This is a genomic window from Pseudomonas sp. Y24-6 (assembly GCF_020295325.1).
Classification (GTDB): Bacteria; Pseudomonadota; Gammaproteobacteria; order Pseudomonadales; family Pseudomonadaceae; genus Aquipseudomonas; species Aquipseudomonas gregormendelii.
This window is the reverse complement of record NZ_JACBXG010000003.1, coordinates 446,218-470,823: the sequence shown is the minus strand read 5'-3', so window position 1 is coordinate 470,823 and position 24,606 is coordinate 446,218. Positions and strand designations below refer to the sequence as shown.

Sequence of the window (24,606 nt, the reverse complement as noted above, 5' to 3'; positions counted from 1 at the left end):
CTTAAGCGTCCGTCAGGGCGGAAACCACCAGATCGCTGCTGCGCTGGGCGTAGGCCGTCAGCACCGTGCGGATCAGCGGGAAGTCCCGGGCCAATACAGCAGCGAGCAGGCGTTCGAACAGTTCCAGGAACTCGCTCATCGACGCTTTGCGTTGGTCCAGGGCAAGGAAATAGGCGCGGCTCATGGCCGGCTGCAGGTTCTCGACGGTTTCCTGCAGATACGGGTTGTTGGCGAAGGGATACGCCGCGCGCATGACGTTAAAACTGTCATCGACGAAGGTGCGGATGTCCTGGCGCTCGTAGCTGTCGGCCAGGCGCTGCTGGATCTGCACGAACGGCGCCATGTCCGCCTGGACCTGCCAGCCGGTTGCCACGGCATTGCCGAGCAGGATGTACAGCTCGCACATCAGCGTGCACAGGCTCTGCACCTTGTGCGCGGTCAATTCGGTGACGTGCGCGCCCCGCCGCGGCAGGATCGCGATCAGGTGGCGGCGCTCGAGGATCAGCAGCGCCTCGCGGACCGAGCCGCGACTGACATTGAGGGCCAGCGTGACCTTCTGTTCCTGGATCCGCTCCCCGGGCTTCATTTCACCGCGAATGATGCGTTCGGCGAGGTGGTGAGCAATTTGCTCGGCGAGGCTGTCCGGCGCCTTGAACGTCATGATTGTCCTTCAAACTCTTTCGATCTGCACAGGCGGCGCAGTGTAGCGCACATGAGGGGTCATGGCGGAGTGCCCACCCGGCGGTTTTTGGCACGATTCACGCAGGATTGTTAAAAAAGAACCAAACAAAAATCCCGAAACAAACCAGGCGCCCCGCAAGGGTCAATACTGATGGAACGCGCTGTTGATCGCCAAATTGCTATTTCCTGACCTTTAAGTCAGAAAATCATTGACCGAAAAGTCAGACCTGATAAATTCGGTGCAAAGCGGTTAACAACAATAATGAGTCTGCGAGGCCTTCCGTGATCCAGTTTTTACTAAACCAGGAACTCCGTAGTGAGCACGCCCTGGACCCGAACCTGACCGTGCTCAATTATCTGCGCGACCATGTGGGCAAACCCGGCACCAAAGAAGGCTGCGCCAGCGGTGACTGCGGCGCCTGCACGGTGGTGGTCGGCGAACTGCAGACGGACGACGCTGGCCGCGAGCACATTCGTTACCGCAGCCTCAACTCGTGCCTGACGTTCGTCTCGTCCCTGCACGGCAAACAACTGATCAGCGTCGAAGACCTCAAGCACCAGGGCGAGCTGCACAGCGTGCAGAAGGCCATGGTCGAATGCCATGGTTCGCAGTGCGGCTTCTGTACCCCGGGCTTCGTGATGTCGTTGTTCGCCCTGCAGAAGAACAGCGATCAACCCGACTCGCACAAGGCCCACGAAGCGCTGGCCGGCAACCTCTGCCGCTGCACCGGCTATCGGCCGATCCTGGAGGCCGCCGAGCAGTCCTGCTGCGGCAAGCCTGCGGACCAGTTCGATGCCCGCGAAGCCGAGACCATTACCCGCCTGAAAGCCATCGCGCCGACCGATATCGGCGAACTCAACAGCGGTGACAAACGCTGCCTGGTGCCGCTGACCGTGGCCGACCTGGCCGACCTCTATGATGCTTATCCACAGGCCCGGCTGCTGGCTGGCGGCACTGACCTGGCGCTGGAAGTCACACAATTCCACCGCACCCTGCCGGTGATGATCTACGTCGGCAACGTCGCGGAGATGAAGCGCATCGAGCGCTTCGACGATCGCCTGGAAATCGGCGCCGCCACCGCCCTGTCGGACTGCTACGAAGCCTTGAAGGCCGAGTACCCGGACTTCGGTGAATTGCTGCAGCGCTTCGCTTCATTGCAGATCCGCAACCAGGGCACCCTGGGCGGCAACATTGGTAATGCTTCGCCAATTGGCGACTCGCCGCCGCTGCTGATCGCACTGGGCGCGCAGATCGTCCTGTGCAAGGGCGAAATCCGTCGCACCCTGGCCCTGGAAGATTATTTCATCGACTACCGCGTGACTGCGCGACAGGAAAGCGAGTTCATCGAGAAGATCATCATCCCGCGCGCCAGCGCTGAACAACTGTTCCGCGCCTACAAGGTTTCCAAGCGCCTGGACGATGATATTTCCGCCGTCTGCGCCGCGTTCAACCTGCGCATTGAAAACGGTGTGATCGCCGATGCCCGCGTGGCATTCGGTGGCATGGCGGCGATTCCGAAACGGGCCAGTCACTGCGAAACCGTGTTGCTCGGCGCGCCGTTCAACCACGCCACGGTGGAACGCGCCTGCGCGGCCCTGGCACAGGATTTCACCCCGCTCTCGGACTTCCGCGCCAGCAAGGAATACCGCCTGCTCAGCGCGCAAAACCTGCTGCGCAAATACTTTATCGAACTGCAAACACCGCACATCGAGACTCGGGTGACCGCTTATGTCTAATCATCACGCTGTAGAGAAGACCCAAGCCGAACTGGCTGAACTGTTCGCCAAGGACCTGACCACCGGCGTCGGCCGCAGCGTCAAGCACGACAGCGCCGCCAAGCATGTGTCCGGTGAAGCGCAGTACATCGACGACCGCCTGGAGTTTCCCAACCAGCTGCACCTCTACGCGCGGCTGTCGGACCGTGCCCACGCGAAAATCATCAGCATTGATACCCGCCCCTGCTATGCCTTCGAAGGCGTGCGCATCGCCATCACCCACGAAGACGTGCCGGGTCTCAAAGACATCGGCCCGTTGATGCCGGGCGATCCCTTGCTGGCCATCGATGACGTGCAGTTCGTCGGCCAGCCGGTGCTGGCCGTGGCGGCGAAGGACCTGGAAACCGCGCGCAAAGCTGCGATGGCGGCGATCATCGAATACGAAGACCTCGAGCCGGTGCTGGACGTGGTCGAGGCCCTGCGCAAGCGCCACTTTGTACTCGACAGTCACACCCATCAGCGCGGCGATTCCACCACTGCGCTAGCGACCGCCGAACATCGCATCCAGGGCACGCTGCACATCGGCGGCCAGGAGCACTTTTACCTCGAAACCCAGATCTCCTCGGTGATGCCGACCGAAGACGGCGGGATGATCGTCTACTGCTCGACCCAGAACCCCACCGAAGTGCAAAAACTGGTGGCTGAGGTGCTGGACGTGTCGATGAACAAGATCGTGGTCGACATGCGCCGGATGGGCGGCGGCTTTGGTGGCAAAGAAACCCAGGCGGCGAGCCCTGCGTGCCTGTGCGCGGTGGTAGCCCACCTGACCGGCCAGCCGACCAAAATGCGTCTGCCGCGGGTCGAAGACATGCTGATGACCGGCAAGCGTCACCCGTTTTATGTCGAATACGACGTGGGCTTCGACAGCACCGGGCGCCTGCATGGCATCGCCCTGGAACTGGCCGGCAACTGCGGCTGCTCGCCGGACCTTTCGGCCTCGATTGTCGATCGGGCGATGTTCCATGCCGACAACTCGTATTACCTGGGCGATGCGACCATCAACGGTCATCGCTGCAAGACCAACACCGCCTCCAACACCGCTTACCGTGGTTTCGGCGGCCCGCAAGGGATGGTCGCGATCGAAGAAGTCATGGACGCCATTGCCCGGCACCTGGGCCTCGACCCGCTGGCGGTGCGCAAGGCCAACTACTACGGCAAGACCGAGCGTAACGTCACTCACTACTACCAGACCGTCGAGCACAACATGCTCGAGGAAATGACCGCCGAACTGGAAGAAAGCAGCCAGTACGCCGAACGCCGGGAAGCGATCCGGCGCTACAACGCCAACAGCCCGATCCTGAAAAAAGGCCTGGCGCTGACCCCGGTGAAATTCGGTATTTCCTTCACCGCCAGCTTCCTCAACCAGGCCGGCGCGCTGATCCACATCTACACCGATGGCAGCATCCACCTCAACCATGGCGGCACTGAAATGGGCCAGGGTTTGAACACCAAGGTGGCTCAGGTGGTGGCCGAAGTGTTCCAGGTGGAAATGGACCGGGTGCAGATCACCGCGACCAACACCGACAAGGTGCCGAACACCTCGCCGACCGCCGCTTCCAGTGGTGCCGACCTGAACGGCAAGGCCGCGCAGAACGCTGCCGAGACCATCAAGAAACGCCTGGTGGAATTCGCCGCGCGCCAGTACAAGGTCAGCGAAGAGGACGTGGAATTCCACAACGGCCACGTGCGGGTACGCGACCATATCCTGACGTTCGAAGCCTTGATCCAGCAGGCGTATTTCGCCCAGGTATCGCTGTCGAGCACCGGGTTCTACAAGACCCCGAAAATCTTCTACGACCGCAGTCAGGCCCGGGGTCGGCCGTTCTACTACTTTGCCTTCGGCGCTGCCTGCTGCGAAGTGATCATCGACACCCTGACCGGTGAGTACAAGATGCTGCGCACCGACATCCTCCACGACGTCGGCGCCTCGCTGAACCCGGCCATCGACATCGGCCAGGTCGAGGGTGGGTTCATCCAGGGCATGGGCTGGCTGACCATGGAAGAACTGGTGTGGAACAACAAGGGCAAGCTGATGACCAACGGCCCGGCCAGCTACAAGATCCCGGCGGTGGCGGACATGCCCCTGGACCTGCGGGTCAAGCTGGTGGAAAACCGCAAGAATCCGGAGGACACGGTGTTCCATTCCAAGGCCGTCGGTGAGCCGCCGTTCATGCTCGGCATCGCGGCCTGGTGTGCGATCAAGGATGCGGTGGCGAGCCTGGGCGATTACAGGCATCAACCGAAAATCGACGCACCGGCGACCCCGGAGCGAGTGTTGTGGGGCTGTGAGCAGATGCGGCAGTTGAAGGCGGCGAAAGCGGTTGAAGCAGAGGCCGAGCTGGCTTCGCTTTAAACCGCGGCGCGGCTAATCGCCAGCAGGCTGGCTCCCACAGGATTCTGTACTGAATCCAGATTTTGTGAACAACAGAAAAACCTGTGGGAGCTAGCTTGCTAGCGATGACGGTCGAACAGACACCAAAGAGTTTGAGGTGAAACATGTACAACTGGATCGACGCCCTCGCCGACCTGCAACACCAGGGTGAGCCCTGTGTGCTGGTCACCATCATCGAAGAACTCGGCTCGACTCCGCGTAACGCAGGCTCGAAAATGGTCATCAGCGCCAACCAGTCCTTCGACACCATCGGTGGCGGGCACCTGGAATACAAGGCCATGCAGATCGCCCGGGAGATGCTCGCCAGCGGCCGACAGGACACCCATCTGGAGCGTTTCAGCCTGGGCGCCAGCCTGGGCCAGTGCTGCGGCGGCGTGACGGTGTTGCTGTTCGAGCCGATGGGCCAGGTGCAGGCCCAGATCGCCGTGTTCGGTGCCGGCCACGTCGGCCGCGCGCTGGTGCCACTGCTTGCCAGCCTGCCCTGCCGGGTGCGCTGGATCGACTCGCGGGAATCGGAATTCCCCGAGCAGATCCCCCACGGCGTGCGCAAGATCGTCAGCGAAGAGCCTGTGGATGAAATCGATAACCTGCCCGCTGGCAGTTACTGCATCGTCATGACCCACAACCACCAGCTCGACCTTGAACTCACCGCCGCCTTGCTCAAGCGCAACGATTTCACCTACTTCGGCCTGATCGGTTCGAAGACCAAACGGGTGAAATTCGAACACCGCCTGCGCGACCGCGGCTTCGACAGCGCCGTGCTGCAACGCATGCGCTGCCCGATGGGCATTGGCGAAGTCAAAGGCAAACTGCCTGTGGAAATTGCCATCTCCATCGCCGGCGAAATCATCGCCACGTACAACGCCAGTTTCGGCCAGCAGACTGCCAGCGCCGGATCATCGATTGCCAAACTGCTGCCCGCTTCACGTCGCAGCCAAGCCTCCAGTTGAGAAATACACATGCCTTTGACTCGCAAAGCCTACCGCGCCGCCATTTTGCACAGCATCGCCGACCCCGCCGAAGTTGGCATCGAAGCTTCCTATGAGTATTTCGAAGACGGCCTGCTGGTGGTGGACAACGGCCAGATCAGCGCCCTTGGCCACGCCAGCGACCTGCTGCCGACCCTGCCGGCGGACATCGAGATCAACCATTATCAGGACGCCCTGATCACCCCAGGTTTCATCGACACCCACATCCACTTCCCGCAAACCGGCATGGTCGGTGCCTACGGCGAGCAGTTGCTGGACTGGCTCAACACCTACACCTTCCCCTGCGAAAGCCAGTTCGCCGACAAGGCCCACGCCGACGAAGTCGCGGACATTTTCATCAAGGAACTGCTGCGCAACGGCACCACCACCGCCCTGGTATTTGGCAGCGTGCATCCGCAGTCGGTGAACTCGTTCTTCGAAGCCGCCGAGCAGCTGGACCTGCGCATGATCGCCGGCAAAGTGATGATGGACCGCAATGCCCCGGACTACCTGACCGACACCGCCGAATCCAGCTACGTGGAAAGCAAGGCGCTGATCGAGCGCTGGCACGGCAAGGGCCGCCTGCACTACGCGGTGACGCCACGCTTTGCACCGACCAGCACCCCGGAGCAACTGACCCTCGCCGGCCAGTTGCTCGGCGAATACCCTGACCTGTACATGCAGACCCACATCAGCGAAAACCTCAAGGAAGTCGAGTGGGTCAATGAGCTGTTCCCGGAGCGCAAGGGCTACCTCGACGTCTACGACCATTACCAACTGCTGGGCGAGCGTTCGGTGTTCGCTCATGGCGTGCACCTGTGCGACGACGAGTGCGCGCGGCTGGCTGAGACCGGCTCGGCCATCGCCTTCTGCCCGACGTCGAACTTCTTCCTCGGCAGCGGCCTGTTCAATCTGCCGATGGCTGAAAAACACAAGTTGAACGTGGGCCTGGGCACGGACGTTGGCGGCGGCACCAGCTTCTCGCTGTTGCAGACGCTGAATGAGGCTTACAAGGTGATGCAGCTGCAAGGCGCGCGGCTGAGCCCGTTCAAGTCGCTGTACCTGGCCACCCTGGGCGGCGCTCGTGCGCTGCGCCTGGAAGACAAGATCGGCACGCTCAAGCCCGGCACCGACGCCGATTTCCTGGTGCTGGATTACAACGCCACACCGCTGCTGAGCTACCGCTTGAAACAGGCCAACAACATAGCCGAGACGTTGTTTGTGCTGATGACCCTGGGGGATGACCGCACGGTGCTGCAGACTTATGCGGCGGGGACCCAGGTGCATCAGCGGTAGAAAATTGCATGCATAAAAAATCCCCCGGCGCTTTTCAGCCCGGGGGATTTTTATTGCCTGTCCTGCCGCTATCGCCAGCAGGCTGGCTCCCACAGGTATTTGTGGGGTTCACAGGATTTGTATGCGACCTCAAACCCTGTGAGAGCCTGGCTCCCACAGGTATTTGTGGGTTCACAAGATTTGCGTGCGACCTCAAACCCTGGGGGAGCCAGCCTGCTGGCGATAGGCGCACCACGAAACATCAGATTTTCGCCGCAGGCCGCCCCGGCTTCTTGGTCTGCAACAAATGCGAGAACACCGCATGCAGATCATCCGACGCACTTTCCTCGTCGAGATTGAGCTTGCTGTCAATGTGATCCATGTGATGCATCATCAAATCCACTGCCAGCTCGCCATTGCGCGCCTCGATGGCGTCGATCAGCTGGGTGTGTTCGTCATACGAACAGTGGGAGCGATTGCCGCTTTCGTACTGGGCAATGATCAGCGAGGTCTGCGACACCAGGCTGCGCTGGAAGCTGATCAGCGGGGCATTCTTAGCCGCTTCGGCCAGCTTCAGGTGGAACTCGCCTGACAAACGAATACCGGCACCGCGATCACCTCGGGAAAAACTGTCACGCTCGTCGTTGACCATCTGGCGCAACTCGGCGATTTGCTCGGCCGTGGCGTGTTGTACCGCCAGCTCGGTGATAGCGCGCTCGACCAGACGCCGCGCCAGGAACACCTGGCGAGCTTCCTCGACGCTTGGGCTGGCGACCACGGCACCGCGGTTCGGGCGCAGCAGCACCACGCCTTCATGGGCCAGGCGCGACAGCGCGCGACGGATGATGGTACGACTGACCCCGAAAATTTCCCCCAGCGCTTCTTCGCTCAACTTGGTGCCGGGCGCCAGGCGCTGCTCGAGGATGGCCTCGAAGATATGCGCGTAGACAATATCGTCCTGGGTTCCGCTGCGGCCGGCTTTGCCTGCTCGCGGTTGTTTCTTGAGGGGCTGCAACTGTTCGTTCATGGGCACTCGAGTCGGGAGAACTGCGGCGAATAGACCGTGACTGTAATACGGCACAGTGGGTCGCTGGCAAGTATCGCGTAAAAAACACCGCGATTGTACACAATGGATGGTGGCAACACGACTGTATGGCTGTTTGTTGGCGCCGCTGTATTGCAACGATCGGTTACTTTTGAGTTTAGGCTTGATCGCAGAATCCGCAGCCGGAATGCGATCCCCGTAGGAGCGGTCGCTGGGCTTTGGATAATTTCGTAGGCAATAAGGAACACCCCGTCATGAACGACGCCACGCACACGCAGCTCCGCCCACTGGCCGATACCTCGCCATCGGCCATCGTCGCCGGCTTTATCGCCATGATGACCGGCTACACCAGCTCCCTGGTGCTGATGTTCCAGGCCGGCCAGGCTGCGGGTCTTAGCAGCGGGCAGATTTCGTCGTGGATCTGGGCGATCTCGATCGGCATGGCGGTGTGCTCCATCGGCTTGTCCTTGCGCTATCGCACGCCGATCACCATCGCCTGGTCGACCCCCGGCGCGGCCTTGCTGATCACCAGCCTGGGCGGCGTCAGCTACGGCGAAGCCATTGGCGCCTACATCACCTGCGCGTTGCTGGTGACGATCTGCGGCCTGACCGGCAGCTTCGAACGCCTGGTGAAAAAGATCCCGGCCTCCCTCGCCGCCGCACTGCTGGCGGGCATTCTGTTCAAGATCGGCAGCGAGATCTTCGTCGCCGCGCAGCATCGCACCGCGCTGGTGCTGGGCATGTTCTTCACTTACCTGGTGATCAAGCGCCTGTCACCGCGCTACGCGGTATTGGCCGCGCTGTTGATCGGCACCGCACTCTCGGGATTCATGGGGCTGCTGGATTTCAGCGCCTTTCACCTGGAAATTGCCACGCCGGTCTGGACCACCCCGCACTTTTCCCTGGCCGCCACCATCAGCATCGGCATCCCGCTGTTCGTGGTGGCGATGACCTCGCAAAACATGCCAGGTATCGCCGTGCTGCGCGCCGACGGCTACAACGTGCCGGCTTCGCCGCTGATCACCACCACGGGCATCGCCTCGTTGCTGCTGGCGCCCTTCGGCTCCCACGGCATCAACCTGGCGGCCATCAGCGCAGCCATCTGCACCGGGCCTCATGCCCATGAAGATCGCAACAAGCGTTACACGGCGGCGGTGTGGTGCGGGATTTTCTACGGCATTGCCGGGGTATTCGGCGCGACGCTGGCGGCACTGTTTGCAGCATTGCCCAAGGAGCTGGTGCTGTCGATTGCGGCGCTGGCGTTGTTCGGGTCGATCATCAATGGCTTGAGCATTGCCATGACCGAGGTCAAGGAGCGCGAAGCGGCGCTGATCACCTTCATGGTCACGGCGTCGGGGCTGACACTGTTTTCCATAGGCTCGGCGTTTTGGGGGATTGTGGCGGGGGTGTTGACGCTGGTGATCTTGAATTGGCGTAAAGCCTGAAATGCTAAAAGATCGCATAAAAAAACGGCGACCCTTGGGTCGCCGTTTTTCATGACATCAAGCTACCGGATTGATCGGCTTTTCCGGGTACCAGACGTCGATCAGCGGGCTGACAGTCGCTTCGGTCAGTTCGCTGCGGCCCTTGAGCCAGGCTTCAACGGCTGCACGTTGCTCTTCGGACACCGAGCCACGTTTCTGCAGGCATACCAGACCGAAGTCGTCGCCGCCAACATAGCCCAGGCCGTTGGCTTCCATGGCTTCTTTCAGGAACGCGTCGAGGAAAGCATCAATGGCTTCATCAGCCAAATCTTCTTTGAAATCCAGGTTCAGCTCGAAACCCAGCTCTTGAAATTCATCGACGCACAATTTTTTGCGCAGACGCTGGGAACGGTTAGTCGCCATTGGAACAATCCTCATAAGTAATAACGGGCGGCACTTTAGCAGTTTAAGCCGCCAATTGCCCGTCTCTATGGGAAGCGCGGCCTACCGCTGGTAAAAAAATAGCGGATTAGGTGCCCCGCTCACGGCACATGCGGATAAACCTTGGGGCATAATGCCGACACTTTCATGACCACTGAGGGAATTTATCTTCATGCCCTCGTTTTTTTCCCCCTCGACCGCAGGGTTCTATTTCACATGATCAAATCTTTGCGTCCATTGTTGCTGGCCGGCTTGCTTCTTCCATTGGCCTTTCCCGTCAACGCAGCCCCCATCAACACTGCCCTGACCCCCAACGTCGAAAAAGCCCTCAAGGCCAGCAAGCTGCAGGACAACGCCCTGTCCCTGGTGCTGATCCCGCTCAATGGCCCGGGCACGCCGACCATCTTCAACGCCGACGTCTCGGTCAACCCGGCCTCGACCATGAAACTGGTCACCACCTACGCAGCCCTGGAAATGCTCGGCCCGAATCACCAGTGGAAAACCGAGTTCTACACCGATGGCACCCTGAGCGGCGGCATCCTCAACGGCAACCTCTACCTCAAGGGTGGCGGCGACCCGAAGCTGAACATGGAAAAACTCTGGCTGCTGATGCGTGACCTGCGCGCCAATGGCGTGACCCAGATCACCGGCGACCTGGTGCTGGACCGCAACTTCTTCACCCAGCCGCAGCTGCCCGAGTTCAACGACGACGGCAATGACAACAACAAGCCGTTCCTGGTCAAACCGGATTCGCTGCTGGTCAACCTCAAGGCGCTGCGCTTTGTCGCGCGTAACGACAATGGCCGGGTGCTGGTGTCGGTCGAGCCGCCCATTGCGTCGATTCGCATCGAAAACCAGGTCAAGGCCATCAATTCCAAACAATGCACCGGTGGCGTACGTTACAACCCGGTGACCCAGCCCGATGGCAGCGTGACCGTGACGGTTGGCGGCCAGCTGGGTGAAGGCTGCAGCTCGCAGACCTACCTGTCGCTGCTTGACCACGCGACCTACACCGCAGGCGCCGTGCGGGCGATCTGGAAGGAACTGGGCGGCAGCATCCAGGGCAAGGACGTGTTGGCTGCGACGCCAAGCGGCGCCAAGTTGCTGGCCCGGGCCTACTCGCCGGACCTGGCGGAAATCATCCGCGACATCAACAAGTACAGTAACAACACCATGGCCCAGCAGCTGTTCCTGAGCCTCGGTCAACGTTATCGCACCGACGCCGACGGCGATGACGCCAAGGCGGCCCAGCGCGTGGTGCGTCAATGGCTAGCGAAAAAAGGCATTACCGCGCCGCACCTGGTCATGGAGAACGGCTCCGGCCTGTCTCGCGCCGAGCGCGTGAGTGCCCGTGAAATGGCCGCGATGCTGCAGGCCGCATGGCGCAGCCCGTATGCCGCCGAGTTCATCAGTTCGATGCCGATTGCCGGTACCGATGGCACCATGCGCAAACGCCTGAAGACCACGGCGATGCGCGGCGAAGCCCACGTCAAGACCGGCACCCTGAACACCGTGCGAGCGATTTCCGGCTTCAGCCGCGACGTCAACGGCAATACCTGGGCGGTGGTGGCGATCCTCAACGATAAAGCGCCGTTTGGTGCGTCGTCGGTACTGGACCAGGTGCTGCTGGACCTGTATCGCCAGCCGAAACTGCCTCAGACTGCTTCGGTTTTGTAATCGATCAAGATCAAGATCAAGATCAAGATCAAGAGATCGCAGCCTCGTTTCACTCGGCAGCTCCTACAGGGTTATTTGCATAGCAACCTGTAGGAGCTGTGTAGGAGCTGTGTAGGAGCTGTCGAGTGCAACGAGGCTGCGATCTTTTCAAACCACCCTAACTCATCTCCGCCTCAACCCGATCCCGCCCCCCCTGCTTCGCCGCATACACGCCCGAATCCGCCCGCAATAACAGCGCATCCGCGCCCTCACCGGCTCGCCAGCTGGCAATTCCGAAGCTTGCGGTCACTGTGCCTACGCCATCGATCGGCGACATGCGCAGCGCCTCCCACAGTTGCAGCGCCAGCACGTGTGCGTGCTCGCCGCTGATGTCCGGGCACAGCACCATGAACTCTTCGCCACCAAGACGACAGAACACATCAGTGCGCCGCAGCCGATCGCCGATGCGCTCGCACACCGCCTGCAGCACCCGGTCGCCCACCGCGTGACCATGCTGGTCATTGATGCGCTTGAAATGGTCGATATCGAGCATGATGACCGACAATTCACCGCCACCGCGCTCGACCCGGGCCATTTCCGTGGTCAGGCGTTCCTGGAAGTAGCGGCGGTTGTGGATCCCGGTCAGCGAGTCCGTCACCGACAGCGCCCGCAACTCCTCTTCCACGCGCTTGAGGTCGGAAATGTCGGAGATGTAGCCGTGCCACAGTACCCCGCCACCCGGCAGTTCCTCGGGGGTGGCCTCGCCACGCACCCAGCGCAACCCGCGGATGGGCAGCTGCACGCGATATTCCTCGCGCCACGGGCTGAGGGTGTCCGCTGACGCCCGGATCGAGGCGCGCACCCGGGTGGTGTCCTGTGGATGAATGCGCGTGAAGATCGCCTCGGCGTTGAGCAACAGCACGTCGGGCTCGAGTTCGTAGATCTCGCGGATCCCGTCGCTGGCGTAGATCACGCTGAAACGCCCGTCGAACTCCATCTTGAATTGATAAATGCCGCCCGGCACATGGGCGCTGAGTTTCTTCAGCAACAGATCCCGTGCCGCCAGGGCCTCGTGGACCCGCTTGCGCTCGGTGATATCGATGCAGATCGCCAGGTGCCCAACCCAAAGCCCCTGCTCGTCGAGCACTGGCGTGGCCAGCATGTTCACTGCCAGGTGACTGCCGTCGCTGCGCACCAGGGTCCATTCCCGCGCTTCGTGGCCGCCCTCCTCGCCGCCCTCGACCAGCATCGCCTGGCAGGTTGGAATCGGCTTGCCATAGCGCGCACTGAGTTCCGCCGAGCGAGCCTGGAGCTCCCGGGGCAGGTGCAGGTTCTCCAGGGTCATGCAGCCCACCACCTCGGCGTTGGTGTAGCCGAGCATGTGCTCGGCGCCCGCATTAAAAGTGGTGATGACACCGCGCAGGTCCGTGGCAATGATCGCCACCTGCGTCGCGGCGTCCAGCACGCCGCGCAACTGGCCATGGGTGCCGCGCAATTCCTGCTCGCGGGCGCGCAGCTCCTGGGTCCGCTGCTCGACCATTTTCAGCGCCCGTTGCCGCTGGCTCACCAGCACGTACAGCAAGGCGCTGAGCAGCAGGCTGAGCATGCCGCCGAGTGCTGCCAGGCTGCTGAGGGAGGAATGGTTGGCCTGGGTGAACGCGACGCTGGGGCGCATCTCGACCTGATACTCGTGGTCAGCCAGGCGAATCAGTTGGGTCGAGGACAGCTCGCTTTCGGCGGGAGTGTTGCTCGATTCGTAGAGCACTTCATGCTGGTCAGCGGTGGACAGGTCCAGGATGCGTACCGAGAGAAAATCGTGGGTCTCCTCGGGTAATCCATCCGCTAGCAGCTGGCGCATGCTGATCACGGCCATGACGTAGCCGTCGGGCACTGCCCCCGGTTGTGGCTGGCGGCTGACGGGGGCCACCAGCAGGATTCCGCGGGCATAGGTGGGCTCGATGCCCACCAGGTAAAGGGGTTGCGACACCGCCAGGCCGCCGAGGGCATCAGCCCGCTCCAGCGTCGCCCGGCGCTGAGGCTGGGCGAGCAAGTCAAAGCCCAGCGGCGTGGGGAGACGACTCTGGCTCTGAGTGTACAGCACCGGGGCGTACTCGTCGCGTTCAGGGGCAATCTGCAGATTGCCTGCGGCATCCATGTCGCGCACGCTGAATTCGCTCAAGCCCTGCTGATGCGCGGTTTGCTCAAGCGCCGCCCGTTCAGACCGGGATATGCGTGGGGCCCAGGAGTAAGCCTGGGTGCGATGCAAAAGTGGTTTGGCATACCCGTCGAATTCCTCGCGGGACACCGAACCGGAATTGGTAAAGAACCGGCGCAGCCCGTCGAGGCGCTGCTCCTGGTCTTCGAAACGTTCTTCAATACGGCTGTAGCGTTCACTGGCCAGCAGCTGGAAACGTTGCCGTAATTGATGGTGGAACAGGTTTTGTGTCGACCAGGCGAGCAAGCCGGTAAAAATCCCGCCCACGAGCAATACCAGCAGCGCGACCAGCCAGGCCGAAACGTGTTCACTGATAAACCCCAGGATCTTTGGGCGCATGACGTGCAGCGACATATAGGCAGACTCAAAACGCCAAGTGCCGGGAAAACCCACTGGCCCTGGGTTGAGTTATAGCTATTAGCCACTAATTTGACCAGCACTGTAGAAGAGACTGTGTAGCCCGCCGTCTGTAGGAGCAGAGCTTGCTCCCACAGGACATCCCTGGACATCCCAAGACATGCGGGACACCCTGGAATATTCGAAGACACCCAGGGCCGTCCGGGGGATGTTGGACGCTTAACGCGCCATGATTTTCCAGGCGCGGTGGATCTTGCCGTTACGGGCGAAGTCCGGGTCGATGGTCTTGGCGGTGATCTCCTCGACTGCGTAGCGCTCGCTCAGGTTGGGCTCGAGCTCGAACTTGCGGAAGTTGTTGGAGAAGTACAGCACACCACCCGGTGCCAGGCGCGCCATGGCCAGGTCGATCAATTGCACCTGGTCACGTTGCACGTCGAAGATCCCTTCCATGCGCTTGGAGTTGGAGAACGTCGGCGGGTCGATGAAGATCAGGTCGTACTCGTCACGGCAGGCGTCCAGCCAGACCATCACATCGCCCTGCTCCAGGCGGTTCTTGTCGGAGAAGCCGTTCAGCGACAGGTTGCGCCGCGCCCAGTCCAGGTAGGTTTTCGACAGGTCGACGCTGGTGGTGCTGCGTGCGCCACCCTTGGCTGCGTGCACACTGGCCGTCGCGGTGTAGCAGTACAGGTTGAGGAAGCGCTTGCCTGCCGCCTCCTGCTGAATGCGCATACGCATCGGCCGGTGGTCGAGGAACAGACCGGTGTCCAGGTAATCGGTGAGGTTCACCAGCAGCTTGACGCCGCCTTCGTTGACCTCGACGAACTTGCCCTGCGCGGCCTGGCGCTCGTATTGCTTGGTGCCGCTCTGGCGCTCGCGACGCTTGACCACGACGCGGCTCTTGTCGACGTTCAACGCCTGGGGTATCGCCGCCAGGGCATCGAACATGCGCGCCGAGGCTTTTTCCGGGTCAATGGATTTTGGCGCGGCGTATTCCTGGACGTGGACCCAATCCTGATACAGGTCGATGGCCATGGAATATTCCGGCATGTCGGCATCGTAGACGCGGTAGCAGTCGATGCCTTCACGCTTGACCCACTTGCTCAGGGCCTTGAGGTTTTTCTGCAGGCGGTTGGCGAACATCTGCCCGCCCTCGCTCAAGCGCGGCTGCTCGATCACCACCGGCGCCGGTTTGATCGGGTTGCCGTTCTTGTTGTACTTCTCGTACTTGCCTGGCGCGACGTCGTTGCCTTCGACCTGGACTTCAGCCTGCTCGCGCTCGACCTGGCGTTGTTCCGGGGTGCGACGCTCGCCAGTCACGAACTGGTCCGGGGTGACCTTGATCAGCAGCAGCTTGCACGGCAAGGCGCCGTTCCAGAACGAATACTGCTTGTGGCTGCGGATACCCATGCGCTTGCCCAGGTCCGGCGCGCCGGTGAACACCGCCGCTTCCCAGTTCAGGCAGGCCTGACGCAGGCGCTCGCCAAGGTTCTGGTAGAGATAGAGCAGGCTCGCCTCATCGCCCAGACGTTCGCCGTACGGCGGGTTGCAGATGACCAGGCCTTTCTGGTTCTGGTCCGGACGCGGTTCAAAGGTGCCGACTTCGCCCTGGTAGATCTTGATCCACTCGCTCAGGCCAGCCCGTTCAACGTTATTGCGACCAGGCTGAATCAGGCGCGGGTCCGCTTCGTAACCGCGAATCCACAGCGGCGGCTTGGCCAGGCCGGCGGCGCAACGCTCGGTGGCTTCTTCGTGAAGTTTTTTCCACAGCGCCGGAACGTGGCCGAGCCAGGCGGTGAAGCCCCACTGCTCGCGACGCAGGTTGGGGGCCATGTCGGCGGCGATCATCGCCGCTTCGACCAGGAAGGTGCCCACGCCACACATCGGGTCAGCCAGGGCGCCGCCGTCGGCAGCAATACGTGGCCAGCCGGAACGGATCAGGATCGCCGCCGCGAGGTTTTCCTTCAGCGGTGCCGCACCCTGCTGCAGGCGGTAACCGCGCTGGTGCAGGCTGTGGCCGGACAGGTCGAGCGACAGAATCGCTTCGCCGCGGTCCAGGCGCAGGTGAATGCGCAGGTCGGGGTTGAGTTTATCAATCGACGGACGGTCGCCTTGGGGGGTGCGCAACTTGTCGACGATGGCGTCCTTGACCTTCAACGCGCCGAAATGGGTGTTATCGATGCCCGAGCCATGGCCACTGAACTCGACGGCCAGGGTGCCGTCGCTGAGCATGTGGTCCTGCCATTCGATGTCGAGCACACCGTGGTAGAGATCTTCGGCGTCCTTCATCGGGAAACGCTTGAGCACCAGCAGCACCCGGTTCGCGAGGCGCGACCACAGGCACAGGCGGTAGGCGGTTTCCATGGTTGCCATGCCGCGCACGGCAGAGGTGTGCTCACGCGCTTCCTCAAGGCCAAGCCCGACGGCTTCCTCGATGAGCAGGCCTTCAAGGCCTTTTGGGCAAGTGAGGAAGAGTTCGAAACGATCGGACATGGGGATTCCAGAACCTTTAGCTGAGTGAACGGGCAACGCATTGCCGGTCCGGTTTTCAATCAGGCGCTTTTCAAAAAGAACGCCCGCGTGGCACGAAGGTGTGCCGCCCCATCCCTGCTGCTCGGTGTAAAGGAGCTTAGATGCAAAGACAGGTAAAAAAGTTGGTGCAACAAAATGTCATAACTCGACCCTTCGTCGAATAATGCGCTCGCTCAACGCGAGGCATTCTCAGCAAGGGATTAACGTCATCATCCTGCGGGGTGCCGATCATACCGGGGTTTGATCAACAAACGCTGGCAAATATCATGTTACTTATGGCCATACCACCTTAATGGTTACGTCCTTATGACAAAACGATCATTCCCTCGATGTGACGCATTGGTTAGAACTCAACACAGGTTGACGCCGCAACGACGTCAACAACTTGGCTCGCGACGCCGGCAGCGAGCCGCCAACGGCAGGTTATTTCTGCCAGACCTCAATTGAGGTCAACGCGATAAATACAGTCAACAAGTGAGGGCAACACCCTATGAGAAGACTTAAGCGTGATCCGTTGGAAAGAGCATTTTTGCGCGGATATCAATATGGCGTTGGTGGCAAATCCCGTGAGCTTTGCCCATTTACTCTACCGTCGGTACGTCAAGCCTGGATTAACGGCTGGCGAGAAGGACGCGGCGACAACTGGGACGGTATGACCGGCACTGCGGGAATCCACAGACTCAACGAACTTCACGCCGTCGGCTAATTTTACAGGGCCTAACACTCCGACACGACAATCTGAACACTGCATCAATTAACCACGCACGCCCCATCCGGGCGGCGGGCTTCGGCCCAGGGGCTCCTTCGAGGAGCCCTTTTTTATGGCTGCTTTCCCGCCAAAGCGCAGCCCGCATTGGCTGGAATCACCGGGCCATGGGGGTTATCTCAGGGCGGCGATGGCGTCCACGCACTCGCGAATCAACGCCGGGCCCTTGTAGATGAAACCGGAGTAGATCTGCACCAGGCTCGCCCCTGCAGTAATTTTCTCGGCGGCGTGCTTGCCTTCGGTGATCCCGCCCGCGGCGATGATCGGCAGACGCCCTGCCAGTTCAGCTGCCAGCACCTTGACCGTATGGGTGCTCTTCTCCCGCACCGGGGCACCCGACAAGCCGCCTGCCTCGTCCCCATGCTCCATGCCTTCGACGCCAACGCGACTCAGGGTGGTGTTGGTGGCGATGACGGCGTCCATGCCGGTTTCAACCAGGGCCTGGGCGACCTGGGCGGTTTCTTCGTCGGTCATGTCCGGGGCAATCTTGATCGCCAGCGGCACATGTCTGCCGTGACGCAAGGCCAGTTCCGCACGGCGGGTGGCCAGGTCGGCGAGCAATTGCTTGAGCGAATCACCAAATTGCAGGCTGCGCAGCCCTGGCGTGTTCGGCGAACTGACGTTAACCGTGACATAGCTGGCGTGGGCATACACCTTGTCCAGGCAGATCAGGTAATCGTCCACGGCGCGCTCGACGGGCGTATCGAAGTTCTTGCCGATATTGATGCCCAGCACGCCCTTGTACTTCGCCGCAGCCACCCGGGCCAGCAGGTGATCGACGCCAAGGTTGTTGAAGCCCATGCGATTGATGATGGCCTCGGCTTCCGGCAGACGGAAAATCCGTGGTTTCGGATTGCCCGGTTGCGGCCGCGGAGTCACGGTGCCGATTTCGACGAAACCGAAACCCAGCTGGGCAAAACCGTCGATGGCCGCGCCATTCTTGTCCAGGCCCGCTGCCAGGCCTACGGGATTGGGAAAATCCAGGCCCATGACGGTCACCGGCTTTTTCGCCGGCGCCTTGCACAACATGCCGTTGAGCCCCAGGCGTCCGCCCGCGCCGATCAGGTCCAGGGACAGATCGTGGGAGGTTTCCGGGGAAAGTTTGAACAACAGCTGACGGGCCAGGGTGTACATGGGCGGCTTTGACTCTGGGCGGCGAAAAGTGGCGCCGATTATAGCCGGGGTGGAGGCTGGCGTGCGAGAGACCGGTTAAATCGAGTTCGACAGCTCGGTTCGCATAGCAGGCCCGACCACGGCGCAGTCGAATCGATACCCCTGGCCATAAACGGTGGTGATGAAGTCCCGGTCCTCCTTCAACAGCTTGCGCAACACGTAGATGCAGCGGGTCAAGGACTCCTCGGCTGCATCGGTCCCGGGCCAGACCGCGCCCAGCAGTTGATCCTTGCTGACCACCAAACCGGCCGAACCGAGCAACAAGCGAAGCACGCATAATTCTTTTGGCGGAACGTGTATGACCCTGCCCGCGTGCAGCAGGGTGCCGTCACTCTGCAGCCGCCACCGGTCAAACATGAATGACTCGGACGGGTAATGATCAATGGCGCTGTTCATGTTCGCAACTCCCTATGCCTGTGCGCTGCCCGGCTCAACGATGAATGGCGCGACAATAGAGAGTCGGGCAGGCGCCTTCCATAGGACTCCAGGCTTACCAACCTGGGGAAATGTCGATCCAGCTTGTAGGATTTTTAACCACCGATACCCCTCACGGTCGAAGGGTGGATTGGATGATCGCGGGAGGATGGATGAGGTGGCGGCTTGAATCCTGATGAAAAGCTGATGGCCGCTGGCATATGCCTTGCAGCCCAACTCACATCAGTGCTCGGACCACCGTCGGACATGAGCGCAAGGACAATGGCGTCGCCACCCGGCTCTGCTCGCGCATGGACCGGTGGCGACGTCTTTTTTTTAAGGTGCACAGTCGATGAACGAACCCTCCGCCGGCCCGTTGGCCTGGGTCAATGGCAGCGATGCCCCGGAAAAAACCGAAATCAATCTCGGCTTCATGGCCCTGAGCGACTGCGCCTCCGTGGTCGTCGCCGCCACCCAGGGCTTTGCCCAGCCTTACGGCCTGACCCTGAACCTCAAGCGCCAGTCGTCCTGGGCCAGCCTGCGGGACAAACTGGTCAGCGGTGAACTGGATGCCGCCCACAGCCTGTATGGCCTGGTGTATGCGGTGCACCTTGGCATAGGCGGCGTCGCCGCCACCGACATGGCGGTGCTGATGGGCCTGAACCAGAATGGCCAGAGCATCAACCTCTCCCCGGGTTTGCAGGCACTTGGCGTGACCAGTCCTGAGGCACTGGATCGCCACGTGCACCAAAGTCGTCCACGGCTGACGTTTGCCCAGACATTCCCCACCGGCACCCACGCCATGTGGTTGTACTACTGGCTGGCGAGCCAGGGTATCCATCCGCTGCAGGATGTCGACAGCGTGGTGGTGCCGCCGCCGCAGATGGTCGCGCACCTGCAGGCGGGGCGCATCGACGGTTTCTGCGTGGGCGAGCCGTGGTCCGCCAGTGCAGTGAAACAGAATCTCGGCTTCACCCTGGCGACCACCCAGGCAATCTGGCCCGATCACCCGGAAAAAGTCCTGGGCTGCACCCGCGCCTTCGTCGAGCAGTACCCCAATACCGCCCGCGCTCTGGTCATGGCGATTCTCGAGGCCAGTCGTTTTATTGAAGCCAGTAGCGAGAACCGTCGCAGCACCGCCCAGCTGCTCAGTGCTGCGCAATACCTGGATGCGCCGCTCGATTGCATCGAACCGCGGCTGCTGGGCGACTACGCCGACGGGCTGGGCAATCGCTGGCAAGACCCGCATGCCCTGCGCTTCCACGGGGATGGCGAGGTCAATTTGCCTTATCTGTCCGATGGCCTGTGGTTCATGACCCAATTTCGTCGCTGGGGGTTGCTGCGCGACGATCCGGATTATCTGGCGGTCGCCCGACAGGTTCAGCAACTGGACCTGTACCGCGAAGCCGCCAGCGCCGTGGGAGTTGCCAGCCAGCCCGCAGACATGCGCCGCAGCCAGTTGATCGACGGCAAGGTCTGGGACGGCTCGGACCCGGCCGCGTATGCACGCAGTTTCAAGCTGCATGCCCTGCACGACGCCTCTGCCCTACTCGCCAGCCGCTGACAGGAGACTGCGAACATGTTGCGTATCCTGCTGATCAACGACACGGCGAAGAAAGTCGGACGCCTCAAGGCCGCCTTGACCGAAGCCGGCTTCGAGGTAATCGACGAGTCCGGCCTGACCATCGACTTGCCCGCACGCGTCGAAACGGTGCGCCCGGACGTGATCCTGATCGATACCGAGTCACCCAGCCGCGATGTCATGGAGCAAGTGGTGCTGGTGAGCCGTGATCAGCCCAGGCCGATCGTGATGTTCACCGACGAGCATGACCCGGTCGTGATGCGCCAGGCGATCAAGTCCGGGGTCAGTGCCTACATTGTCGAAGGCATTCACGCACAGCGCCTGCAGCCGATTCTCGACGTGGCCATGGCGCGTTTCGAGAGCGACCAGGCCCTGCGCGCTCAATTGCATGCCCGCGACCAGCAACTGGCGGAACGCAAGCGCATCGAGCTGGCCAAGGGGTTGTTGATGAAGATGAAAGACTGCAACGAGGAAGAGGCTTACACCCTGATGCGCCGCCAGGCGATGAGCCGGCAGCAGAAGCTGATTCAGGTGGCGGAGCAGATTATTGCGATGAGTGAGTTGTTGGGCTGAGGTGTTGTGCTGGCCCCGCGGACGCCATCGCGGGCAAGCCCGGCTCCCACAGAGATGTCTGCCGTACACAAATGCTGCGTCCACCACCAACACCCTGTGGGAGCGGGCTTGCCCGCGATGGGAGCACCTCGGTTTCAGTGGTTGGCACAAATCTGGCAACGTAATCACCACAGGTAACCAACGGCGGTTGCCCCACCTACGACAAAGACGTCGCTCACCCCATTTGCCCTGGCAAATCCGGTAGCGGCGTTTTTTCGTTTTGGCCCCATGGCACGGGGTCGGTGGTGCGGCCGTCAAGGCGCCCCATCTGCTAGCTCACGGTTCCCACTCGAGACTCTTCACAGCTGAGGTGCGCGATGAATTCAAGCTTCTGGAAATCCGGTCATACCCCGACTCTGTTCGCGGCGTTCCTCTATTTCGACCTGAGCTTCATGGTCTGGTACCTGCTCGGCCCACTGGCCGTACAAATAGCCACGGACCTGCAGCTGACCACCCAGCAGCGCGGCCTGGTGGTTGCCACGCCGATTCTGGCCGGGGCAATACTGCGCTTCATCATGGGCATGCTGGCCGATCGCCTATCGCCGAAAACCGCCGGGATCATTGGCCAGGTGATTGTCATCTGTGCCTTGTTCGTGGCCTGGAAGCACGGCATCCACAGCTACGAACAAGCATTGCTGCTGGGGCTGTTCCTCGGCATGGCCGGCGCGTCGTTCGCCGTGGCCCTGCCGCTGGCATCGCAGTGGTATCCGCCGCAACATCAAGGCAAGGCAATGGGCATTGCGGGGGCAGGTAATTCCGGCACGGTGCTGGCCGCATTGATCGCCCCGGTCCTGGCGGCGGCGTTCGGCTGGAGCAACGTATTCGGCTTCGCCCTGATCCCGTTGATCCTGACGCTCATTGTCTTCACCTGGTTGGCCAAAAACGCCCCGGAGCGGCCAAAAGCCAAATCGGTCACCGACTACTTCAAGGCCCTGGGCGATCGCGACAGCTGGTGGTTCATGTTCTTCTACAGCGTAACGTTTGGCGGCTTCATCGGCCTGGCGAGCGCCCTGCCCGGCTACTTCAACGACCAATACGGACTGAGCCCGGTCACCGCCGGTTACTACACCGCCGCCTGCGTGTTTGGCGGCAGCCTGATGCGGCCTTTGGGTGGTGCGCTGGCCGACCGTTTCGGCGGGATTCGCACGCTGCTGGGGATGTATACCGTGGCAGCCGTGTGTATCGCAGCAGTCGGTTTCAACCTGCCAAGTTCCTACGCTGCCCTGGCGCTTTTCGTGTGCACCATGCTCGGTTTGGGGGCAGGTAATGGCGCGGTGTTCCAACTGGTCCCACAGCGTTTTCGCCGGGAGATCGGCGTGATGACCGGGTTGATCGGCATGGCGGGCGGCATTGGCGGCTTTGCCCTGGCAGCCGGCATGGGCGCCATCAAGCAAAGCACCGGCAGCTACCAGCTGGCGTTGTGGTTGTTCGCCAGCCTGGGCGTGCTCGCCTGGTTCGGCCTGCATGGCGTGAAACGTCGCTGGAGAACCACCTGGGGCTCTGCTGCCGTCACCGCTGCACGGGTCTGAACCGGCAATGAGCCTGCAGCTGAGTTTCGCTGAAGCCAGCGCCATCGGCCCGCGCGAGGAAAACCAGGACGCCCTGCGCCTGGTCACGCCCGCTCCGGCACTGGCCGCGAGCAAAGGCTATCTGTTCGCGATTGCCGATGGCGTCAGTCAATGCGCCGACGGCGGGCTCGCAGCCCGCTCGACCTTGCAGGCGCTGGCGCAGGATTACTACGCGACGCCGGAAACCTGGGCGGTCGCCCAGGCCCTCGATCGCCTGCTGCTGGCGCAGAACCGCTGGCTGCAGGCCAATGGCGGCGGGCAGCCGCTGCTGACCACTGTCAGCGCCCTGGTCGTGCGCGGCCGGCGCTTCACCCTGGCGCACGTCGGTGATTGCCGGGTGTATCGCTGGCATTGCGGCCACTTGCAGCGCATCAGCGAGGACCACGTCTGGGATCAGCCCGGCATGCAGCACGTGCTCAAGCGTGCGATGGGCCTGGATCAACATCTGGTGCTGGACTTCCTCGATGGCGAGTTACGCCTGGACGAGAGCTTTGTGCTGCTCAGCGACGGCGTCTGGGCGGTATTGGGCGATACGGCGATCGCGGCAATCCTGCGCGATCAACCGGATCTGCACAGTGCCGCGCAAACCCTGGTCAGTGCCGCGCACCTGGCGGGCAGCCAGGACAATGCCAGCGCACTACTGGTGCGGGTGGATGCCCTGGGAGAATCGAGCATCGGCGATGCCCTGGTGCATTTGCAGCAATGGCCGCTGCCGCCAGCGCTTAAGCCGGGGCAGATGTTCGAGGGCTGGCAAGTCGACACGATACTAGGACAAAGCCAGCAGTCGCTGCTGTACCGGGTGCATGACGGGCAGCAGCAACCCTGGTTGCTGAAAACCCTGCCCGCGCGCCTGCACGACGATCACCAGGCCGGGCAGGCATTGCTGGCAGAGGAATGGTTTCTCAAGCGCGTTGCCGGACGGCATTTTCCTGAAGTCCATCCCGCCAGTCAGCGTCAACATTTGTACTACGTGATGCGTGAATATTCCGGTTCGACCCTGGCGGCACTCTATGCCGACGTCGGACCGCTGCCGCTGGCTCAATGGCTGGACCTGGCCGAACGCCTGTTGCGCGCAGTCGGCATGCTGCATCGCCGGCAGATTCTGCATCGCGACATCAAGCCGGAGAACCTGCTGCTGGGGGACGACGGCGAGTTGCGCCTGCTGGATTTTGGCCTGGTCTATTGCCCGGGCCTGTCCGAAGACCAGCCGTGCGCCCTGCCCGGCACCCCGAGCTACATCGCGCCGGAAGCTTTTGGCGGCGCGGCACCCACCCCGCAACAGGACCTTTACGCGGTCGGCGTGACCCTGTACTTCCTGTTGACCGGGCACTACCCCCACGGCGAAATCGAAGCATTCCAGCGCCCGCGCTTTGCTGTGCCGGTGAGTGCCAGTCGCTACCGCCCGGACCTGCCGGAGTGGATCGCGCAGAGCCTGGAGCGGGCCGTTGCGGCTGATCCGGCGAATCGATTTGAAACGGCGGAAGAATGGTTGCTGCTCCTGGAACAGGGCGAGCGAAACAGCTTGAGCGTGCGACCGCGACCCTTGCTGGAGCGCGAACCGCTGAAGGTGTGGCGGACCATGGCGTTGGTGTCGCTGGTGGTGAATATGGTGCTGCTGGTTTTGGTTTTTCGTGGTTAGTACCGGGGAGCGTCCATCGCGAGCAGGCTCGCTCCCACAGGGGATCTTCACTGGCCCATGAGGAACAGGCTCCAACAGAGGGCGTCACGCTTC

General features: G+C 61.7%; 18 protein-coding genes. 11 read left to right on the top strand and 7 right to left on the bottom strand.

Annotated features, from left to right (window positions below):
• Position 1: 1 nt before the first annotated feature.
• On the bottom strand, positions 2 to 661 hold the full coding sequence (locus HYI44_RS08510; RefSeq protein ID WP_045060291.1) for a GntR family transcriptional regulator: 660 nt from the start codon (positions 659 to 661) through the stop codon (positions 2 to 4).
• A gap of 302 nt (positions 662 to 963) precedes the next feature.
• On the opposite strand from HYI44_RS08510, the gene xdhA reads away from it, so the two are divergent.
• From xdhA to guaD, 4 genes are all read left to right on the top strand, one after another.
• A complete protein-coding gene (gene xdhA / locus HYI44_RS08505; protein ID WP_225569171.1) occupies positions 964 to 2,418 on the top strand; it encodes a xanthine dehydrogenase small subunit in 1,455 nt (484 codons plus the stop codon).
• Positions 2,411 to 4,810, top strand: coding sequence for a xanthine dehydrogenase molybdopterin binding subunit (xdhB, locus tag HYI44_RS08500; protein ID WP_122838105.1), 2,400 nt, complete (start codon positions 2,411 to 2,413; stop codon positions 4,808 to 4,810). The genes xdhA and xdhB overlap by 8 nt, the downstream gene beginning before the upstream one ends.
• Before the next feature lie 143 nt (positions 4,811 to 4,953).
• A complete protein-coding gene (gene xdhC / locus HYI44_RS08495) occupies positions 4,954 to 5,799 on the top strand; it encodes a xanthine dehydrogenase accessory protein XdhC (RefSeq protein ID WP_045060294.1) in 846 nt (281 codons plus the stop codon).
• Positions 5,800 to 5,808: 9 nt separating this feature from the next.
• Positions 5,809 to 7,113: a guanine deaminase gene (gene guaD / locus HYI44_RS08490; protein ID WP_225569170.1), complete on the top strand. Its 1,305-nt coding sequence runs from the start codon at positions 5,809 to 5,811 to the stop codon at positions 7,111 to 7,113.
• A 241-nt stretch (positions 7,114 to 7,354) separates the two neighbouring features.
• Here guaD and HYI44_RS08485 read toward each other — a convergent pair whose 3' ends face one another.
• Positions 7,355 to 8,119, bottom strand: coding sequence for a GntR family transcriptional regulator (locus HYI44_RS08485; RefSeq protein ID WP_045060296.1), 765 nt, complete (start codon positions 8,117 to 8,119; stop codon positions 7,355 to 7,357).
• Positions 8,120 to 8,391: 272 nt separating this feature from the next.
• Between HYI44_RS08485 and HYI44_RS08480 the strand changes: the two genes are divergently transcribed.
• Positions 8,392 to 9,582, top strand: a complete 1,191-nt coding sequence (locus HYI44_RS08480; RefSeq protein ID WP_045060297.1) for a benzoate/H(+) symporter BenE family transporter — start codon at positions 8,392 to 8,394, stop codon at positions 9,580 to 9,582.
• A 57-nt stretch (positions 9,583 to 9,639) separates the two neighbouring features.
• Here HYI44_RS08480 and HYI44_RS08475 read toward each other — a convergent pair whose 3' ends face one another.
• Positions 9,640 to 9,984 (bottom strand): YggL family protein, encoded by a 345-nt coding sequence (locus HYI44_RS08475; protein WP_007896965.1) that lies wholly within the window; start codon positions 9,982 to 9,984, stop codon positions 9,640 to 9,642.
• Positions 9,985 to 10,218: 234 nt separating this feature from the next.
• Here HYI44_RS08475 and dacB point away from each other — a divergent pair, with 234 nt between their 5' ends.
• Positions 10,219 to 11,679 (top strand): D-alanyl-D-alanine carboxypeptidase/D-alanyl-D-alanine-endopeptidase, encoded by a 1,461-nt coding sequence (dacB, locus tag HYI44_RS08470; RefSeq protein WP_122838102.1) that lies wholly within the window; start codon positions 10,219 to 10,221, stop codon positions 11,677 to 11,679.
• A 157-nt stretch (positions 11,680 to 11,836) separates the two neighbouring features.
• On the opposite strand, the gene HYI44_RS08465 is transcribed toward dacB, so the two are convergent.
• Together HYI44_RS08465 and rlmKL are read right to left on the bottom strand one after the other, a co-directional pair.
• A complete protein-coding gene (locus tag HYI44_RS08465) occupies positions 11,837 to 14,227 on the bottom strand; it encodes a GGDEF domain-containing protein (protein ID WP_225569169.1) in 2,391 nt (796 codons plus the stop codon).
• A 222-nt stretch (positions 14,228 to 14,449) separates the two neighbouring features.
• Positions 14,450 to 16,720, bottom strand: a complete 2,271-nt coding sequence (rlmKL, locus tag HYI44_RS08460; protein WP_045061008.1) for a bifunctional 23S rRNA (guanine(2069)-N(7))-methyltransferase RlmK/23S rRNA (guanine(2445)-N(2))-methyltransferase RlmL — start codon at positions 16,718 to 16,720, stop codon at positions 14,450 to 14,452.
• Positions 16,721 to 17,249: 529 nt separating this feature from the next.
• Between rlmKL and rmf the strand changes: the two genes are divergently transcribed.
• Entirely contained in the window at positions 17,250 to 17,465 is a 216-nt protein-coding gene (gene rmf, locus HYI44_RS08455; protein ID WP_003223300.1) for a ribosome modulation factor, read from the top strand.
• A gap of 174 nt (positions 17,466 to 17,639) precedes the next feature.
• Here rmf and HYI44_RS08450 read toward each other — a convergent pair whose 3' ends face one another.
• Complete coding sequence (locus HYI44_RS08450) at positions 17,640 to 18,659, bottom strand: quinone-dependent dihydroorotate dehydrogenase (protein ID WP_045061007.1); 1,020 nt, start codon at positions 18,657 to 18,659, stop codon at positions 17,640 to 17,642.
• 75 nt (positions 18,660 to 18,734) lie between these two features.
• Complete coding sequence (locus tag HYI44_RS08445; protein ID WP_225569168.1) at positions 18,735 to 19,094, bottom strand: winged helix-turn-helix domain-containing protein; 360 nt, start codon at positions 19,092 to 19,094, stop codon at positions 18,735 to 18,737.
• A gap of 370 nt (positions 19,095 to 19,464) precedes the next feature.
• Here HYI44_RS08445 and HYI44_RS08440 point away from each other — a divergent pair, with 370 nt between their 5' ends.
• The 4 genes from HYI44_RS08440 to HYI44_RS08425 all read left to right on the top strand — a co-directional run bounded on the left by HYI44_RS08440 (position 19,465) and on the right by HYI44_RS08425 (position 24,513).
• Positions 19,465 to 20,676, top strand: a complete 1,212-nt coding sequence (locus tag HYI44_RS08440; protein ID WP_225569167.1) for a CmpA/NrtA family ABC transporter substrate-binding protein — start codon at positions 19,465 to 19,467, stop codon at positions 20,674 to 20,676.
• Positions 20,677 to 20,691: 15 nt separating this feature from the next.
• Entirely contained in the window at positions 20,692 to 21,267 is a 576-nt protein-coding gene (locus tag HYI44_RS08435) for an ANTAR domain-containing response regulator (protein ID WP_045061004.1), read from the top strand.
• A 356-nt stretch (positions 21,268 to 21,623) separates the two neighbouring features.
• Positions 21,624 to 22,835 (top strand): nitrate/nitrite transporter, encoded by a 1,212-nt coding sequence (locus HYI44_RS08430; protein ID WP_122838096.1) that lies wholly within the window; start codon positions 21,624 to 21,626, stop codon positions 22,833 to 22,835.
• Positions 22,836 to 22,842: 7 nt separating this feature from the next.
• Entirely contained in the window at positions 22,843 to 24,513 is a 1,671-nt protein-coding gene (locus HYI44_RS08425; RefSeq protein WP_225569166.1) for a bifunctional protein-serine/threonine kinase/phosphatase, read from the top strand.
• Positions 24,514 to 24,606 lie beyond the last annotated feature (93 nt).